This is a genomic window from Thermodesulfobacteriota bacterium (assembly GCA_036482575.1).
In the GTDB taxonomy this organism is placed as follows: Bacteria; Desulfobacterota; GWC2-55-46; order GWC2-55-46; family JAUVFY01; genus JAZGJJ01.
Genome location: JAZGJJ010000084.1, coordinates 1 through 5939, shown reverse-complemented (window position 1 = coordinate 5939; position 5939 = coordinate 1). Strand labels below are relative to the sequence as shown.

3 protein-coding genes are annotated in these 5939 nt (G+C 59.7%); 1 reads left to right on the top strand and 2 read right to left on the bottom strand.

Annotated features, from left to right (window positions below; translation table 11 throughout):
- A partial coding sequence (gyrA, locus tag V3W31_03650) for a DNA gyrase subunit A (protein ID MEE9614036.1) occupies nt 1-1607 on the bottom strand: 1607 nt, incomplete at its 3' end.
- Between the two features lie 900 nt (nt 1608-2507).
- Here gyrA and ppdK point away from each other — a divergent pair.
- Entirely contained in the window at nt 2508-5198 is a 2691-nt protein-coding gene (ppdK, locus tag V3W31_03645) for a pyruvate, phosphate dikinase (protein ID MEE9614035.1), read from the top strand.
- 7 nt (nt 5199-5205) lie between these two features.
- On the opposite strand, the gene V3W31_03640 is transcribed toward ppdK, so the two are convergent.
- A partial coding sequence (locus V3W31_03640; protein MEE9614034.1) for a tetratricopeptide repeat protein occupies nt 5206-5939 on the bottom strand: 734 nt, incomplete at its 5' end.

The following is a 5939-nucleotide window of genomic DNA, read 5'->3' as shown; positions in this document are numbered from 1 at the left end:
GTGGAGGCGACGAAGAGGCTCGATACGAAGTCCTCCTCCTTCGTGGTCATGCCCATCTTCCCCTTGCCGCCCCTCTTCTGTATGCGGAAGAGGCTCGTGGGGTTCCGTTTTATGTAACCGGAGTGCGAGATGGTTACGACCATGTCTTCCTCGGCTATCACGTCCTCGATGGTTATCTCCCCGGCCTCGGCGACTATCTCGGTCCTCCTCTCGTCCGCGTACCGGCTCCTTACCTCCTTCAACTCATCCACAACCACGTCCATTAGGAGCTTTTCGCTCCCGAGTATGGCCTCGAGCTTCTTCATGAAGGCCTTTATCTCCTTGTACTCGGCGGCTATCTTCTCCCTCTCGAGCGCGGTAAGCCTCTGGAGCCTCATTTCGAGGATGGCCTGGGCCTGAAGTGCGGAGAGCTTGAACTTCTTCATGAGGCCGCCCTTGGCCTCCTGCGGACCCTTGGACTTCCTTATGAGCTTTATCACCTCGTCGAGGTTGTCGATGGCGATCTTCAGCCCTTCGAGAATGTGGGCCCTCTCCCTGGCCTTCTTCAGATCGAAGACCGTGCGCCTGGTGACGACCTCCTTGCGGAATATTATAAACTGCTCCAGGAGCTTCGGGAGGGTAAGGACCCTGGGCTGGCCGTCCACTATGGCGAGGTTTATGACGCCGAAGTTGGTGCGGAGCTGGGTGTGCACGTAAAGGTTATTCAGGACCACCTCGGCCACCTCGTCCCTCTTAAGCTCCACCACGATCCTCATCCCGTCCCTGTCGGACTCGTCCCGGATGTCGGATATGCCCTCTATCTTTTTCATCCTTACGAGCTCGGCTATCTTCTCGATGAGCCTGGCCTTGTTGACCATGTAGGGTATCTCGGTTACGACGAGCGACTCCCTTCCGGTCCGGGGGTGGGTCTCCACGCCTACCCTGGCACCCATCCTGACCGAACCCCTGCCGGTGGTGTAGGCGTCGCGTATGCCGGAGCTTCCGTGTATGAAGCCGCCGGTGGGGAAGTCCGGGCCGGGCACGAGCTCCATGAGCTCCTTTACTGTGGCCGTGGGCTTCTCTATGAGAAGGATGATAGCGTCTATAATCTCTCCGAGGTTGTGCGGCGGCATGTTGGTGGCCATGCCGACGGCTATGCCGGAGGAGCCGTTCACCAGAAGGTTCGGGAAGGCGGCGGGCATTACGGTGGGCTCGGTCTCTTTCTCGTCGTAGTTGGGGGCGAAGTTGACCGTCTCTTTCGCGATGTCGCCGAGGAGCTCGCCCGTGAGGCGCGCCATCCTGGCCTCGGTGTAACGGTAGGCCGCGGCCGGGTCTCCGTCTATGCTGCCGAAGTTGCCCTGCCCGTCAACGAGCGGATACCTGAGCGAAAAGTCCTGGACGAGCCGGACGAGCGCGTCGTATACCGCCGAGTCGCCGTGCGGGTGGTACTTACCGATGACGTCTCCGACTATACGGCCCGACTTCTTGTAGGGCCTCGAGTGCTCGAGCCCGAGCTCGTGCATGGCGTAGATGATGCGCCTGTGCACGGGTTTCAGCCCGTCCCTGACGTCCGGAAGCGCCCTGCCTATGACCACGCTCATCGCGTAGTCCAGGTAGGACTTCTTCATCTCGTCTTCTATGTATACGGCTATCTCTTCCCTTGCCACGGCTCTCCGAACCCCTCCATGCGTCGGTTAGTTAGTCTGTTATAATATTAAGGATTCGGGGGCCTGTCAAGGTGTTTCACACCCTGAGGGTGTCTCGGGGGCGGAGAGAGGGGGCAGTAGCGACAGCTTCCTCTGATTGAGAGCCCACGCCCCCCTTGTCTTTGGGGGGCCTCGGGAAAGACAAATAGGACGGGTTCTTAAGACGCTGCCGAGGGGAAGGCCAAGGAAGAAATAAACGGTCGCTGTCCCTATTTACGCTCCTATTTACGCTCTATTTACGCTGTCCCTATTTACGGTCGTCCCTATTTACGGTCCCTATTTACGGGTGTAATCAGAACGATTACAACTCGGGTTGCAACTGATAAAGGACGTGGATAAGGTGTTCAGACGGCCAACCGCACTTTTGCTTTGTCTGTTTTTGGTGACCTGTGGGACGAACAGCTCCCTTGCCGGGGATGTTTCAGAGAAGGAGTGGGGTCACTCTTGGGGTCCACTCTTGGGGTCCCACTCTTGGGGTCAGGTCTTGCAATCACACATTGAACGGTTCGGTCACCCCTCTTTGACAACCGGATAACCATGCAGTTCCTTCCTGATATTCCGCGGCAATGAAAAATTTTCGTGTTCGAGGCTTGCGAGACCCCCAAAAAGGCAAGGCCTTTTTGTATGGTGGCGAGCGAAGCGTACCGCCCCCACCCTACTTTTCAGCACCCCGCCACAATTTTTAATGACTTCCCCTTTTTTTTCTGATAAACTTGGTACTTTCACGTTCGGGTTGCCCGGGTTCGCCCTCCCCCCCTCCCCCTCCCCACGGAGAAGAGAGGCGGCGGGAACTATGGAAAAAAAAGATTCGAGAGGCTGTTGATGGCCGAAAAAAAATTCGTCTACTTCTTCGGTGACGGCAAGGCCGAGGGCAAGAGGGGCATGAAGAAGCTCCTCGGCGGCAAGGGCGCGGGCCTGGCCGAGATGACCAACATAGGACTCCCCGTACCCGCCGGCTTCACCATCACCACCGAGGTCTGCGACCTCTTCTACAAGAACAAAAACACCTACCCCAAAGGCCTCAAAGAAGAGGTCGCAAAGCACCTCCAAAAGCTCGAAAAGCTCGCCGGCAAGAAGTTCGGCGACCCGGACGACCCGCTCCTGGTATCGGTAAGGAGCGGGGCGGCCAGCAGCATGCCGGGCATGATGGAGACCATCCTGAACCTCGGGCTGAACGACCGCTCCGTCGAAGGGCTCGCCAAAAAAACCTCCAACCGACGCTTCGCTCTCGACGCCTACCGCCGCTTCATAGTGATGTACGGCTCCACGGCCAGGGGGATAGCCAAGGAAAAGTTCGAAGAAGAGTTCGAGGGGATAAAAGGACGCCGCACCAAGCCCCGGCTAAAGCTCCGCTCCAGAAAGATCCTCGACACCGACGTCAACGAAGAAGAGCTCGCGGAACTCATCACTATACTCAAGGGCGTCTACAAGGACAGCACCGGCGAGGAGTTCCCCCAGGACCCGCAGATCCAGCTCTGGGGCTCCATGGACGCGGTCTTCGGCTCCTGGATGGCCGACAAGGCCGTTACCTACAGGAGGGTCGAGAAGATAACGGGGCTCCTCGGTACGGCCTTGAACGTGGTGCAGATGGTCTTCGGCAACAGGGGCGAGACCTCCGGGACCGGGGTATGCTTCACCCGCGACCCCAACACCGGCGAGGACGTATTCTACGGCGACCTCCTCATGAACGCCCAGGGCGAGGACGTCGTAGCCGGAATCCGCACCCCCCTCCACCTGGACGAGCTCGGAAAACTCATGCCCGACGCCTACAGTCAACTCACCGACGTAAGGAAAAAACTCGAAAAACACTTCTGCGACATGCAGGACATAGAGTTCACCATCGAGGAGGGAAAACTCTACATACTTCAGACAAGGAACGGAAAACGCTCTCCCGCGGCCGCCTTCCGGATCGCCGCCGACATGGTGGAAGAAAAGCTCATAACCAAGGAAGATGCCATCCTGAGGGTAACGGAGAACGACATAGAGGGGCTCTTCTACCCCGTAATCGACCCTCACATCCCGCAGGACGAGCTAAAGAAAAAGCTCTTCGCCACCGGAATAGACGCCGTGCCGGGAGCGGCCGCCGGACAGGTGGTCTTTACGGCGAAGGACGCCGAGGAGTGGGCCGCCGAGGGGAAAAACGTGCTGCTGGTAAGGCAGGAGACGAGCCCCGAGGACGTGGGCGGGATGCACGCGGCAAGGGGGATCCTGACGGCTACGGGCGGCAAGACCTCGCACGCCGCGGTGGTGGCCAGGGGCTGGGGCAAGTGCTGCATCGTCGGCTGCGAAGACCTCTTGATAGACGAGGCCGCGAAGACCGTCTCGGTAGGGGGTACGGTGGTAAAGGAAGGTGACGAGATAACCATAAACGGCTCCTCGGGCGAGGTCTTCGTCTCGGCCCTGCCTCTCATAGAGCCGGTCCTCCCGAAGGCCTACGACACCATAATGAAGTGGGCGGACAAGGCGCGGAGGCTCGAGGTAAGGACCAACGTGGACACCCCCTACGACGCCGAGAACGCGCTCCGCCTGGGCGCGGAGGGTTTAGGGCTCTGCAGGACCGAGCACATGTTCTTCGATACCGACGAACGGAGGCTTGCCATTCAGAAGATGATCGTCGCCTCCAACAGCACCACGAGGAAGCAGGCCATCTCCGACCTCCTGCCGCTCCAGAGGAGGGACTTTACCGGCCTCTTTACGGTCATGGACGGAAAGTCCGTCACCATAAGGCTCCTTGACCCGCCGCTCCACGAGTTCGTCCCCCATAACGAAAGCGACCAGAAACACCTGGCCCAGGCACTCGGGATTTCCTTCACCGACGTAAAGCGGCGCATCGACAAGTTGCACGAGGCCAACCCCATGCTCGGCCACCGCGGCTGCCGGCTCTGCATAACCTACCCCGGCATACTCGAGATGCAGGTAAGGGCCATAATCGAGGCCGCCTGCGACTGCAAGAAAAAGGGCATAAAGGTGTCCCCGGAGATAATGCACCCCCTCATAATGGACCCGAAGGAGCTCGGAATACTGACCACCGCCACCCGCAAGGTGGCTGACGAGGTAATAAAGGAGAAGGGTGTCGAGGTAAAGTACCTCGTCGGCACGATGATAGAGGTCCCCAGGGCCGCGCTGCTGGCCGACCGCATAGCCGAAGTCGCCGACTTCTTCAGCTTCGGCACCAACGACCTCACGCAGATGACGCTCGGCATGTCCAGGGACGACTCCGGAAGGTTCCTCCCCGACTACGTGGACGAGAAAAAGAGCGGCATCTTCAAAGACGACCCGTTCCAGTCGCTCGACCAGGAAGGGGTGGGGATGCTTATAAAGTGGGGCATCGAGAGAGGAAGGAGCGCCCGTAAGGGCCTTAAGATAGGCATCTGCGGCGAGCACGGCGGAGACCCGGCCTCGGTGGAGTTCTGCCACCGTAACGGCTTCGACTACGTCTCGTGCTCTCCGTTCCGCGTACCCATAGCGCGCCTGGCGGCCGCGCAGGCCGCGCTTAAAGAGGCCGCGGAATAATACCGGCTCATTCGCGAAGAGAGTCCAGGGCACCCCTTATCTCCCCGTCGCCGGGGTTTAGCGCAAACGCCTTCTCCAACTCCCCCCTCGCCTCTTCCCTCATCCCCTTCTCCATATAGACAAGACCGAGATTATAGCGGGCCTTTACGTAGTCCGGCTTAAGGGCTATGGCCTTTCCGTACTCTTCGACGGCCTCGTCGGCGCGGCCCTGCTTCGCGTAGGCGGTTCCCAGGTTGTAGCGGGCCCTGGCGTAACCGGGCTCAAGCCGCAGGGCCTCCTTATACTCCTCGACGGCCTCGGAAAGACGCCCCCGGCCCGCGTATATCGCCCCGAGGTTGTTGCGTACCCGTGCCTGCTCCGGCTTGAGCCATAAAGACGTTTCGTACTCCTCCATGGCCTCGGAAAGGCGACCCAGGCTGTAGTAGACGTTCCCGAGGTTCTTGTAGGGAAGGGCATAGGCGGGACCATACTTTATGGAGAGCTTGAACTCCTCCACCGCCTCCTCCATACGGCCCAGGCCGGAGTAGACGAGGCCGAGGTTGTTGCGTACCGTCGGCTTTCGGGGTGACTTCCCGACCTCGTACTCCCAGAAAGCGAGCCTGTCGGTCCACATGTCGTTCCTCACATGGGCGGCGACCGAAAGGGCCGCGACAATTACGAGCACGGCGACCCACGCGGCCCTCCCTCCCCTCCCCCCCCTCCCCCTCGTACCTGAGAAGTAGTGCAGCGCGGCCGTAAAGC

Bases quoted from the DNA above. Each gene is read 5' to 3' on its own strand.
- ppdK (MEE9614035.1), top strand. From the start codon at position 2,508: ATGGCCGAAAAAAAATTCGTCTACTTCTTCGGTGACGGCAAGGCCGAG.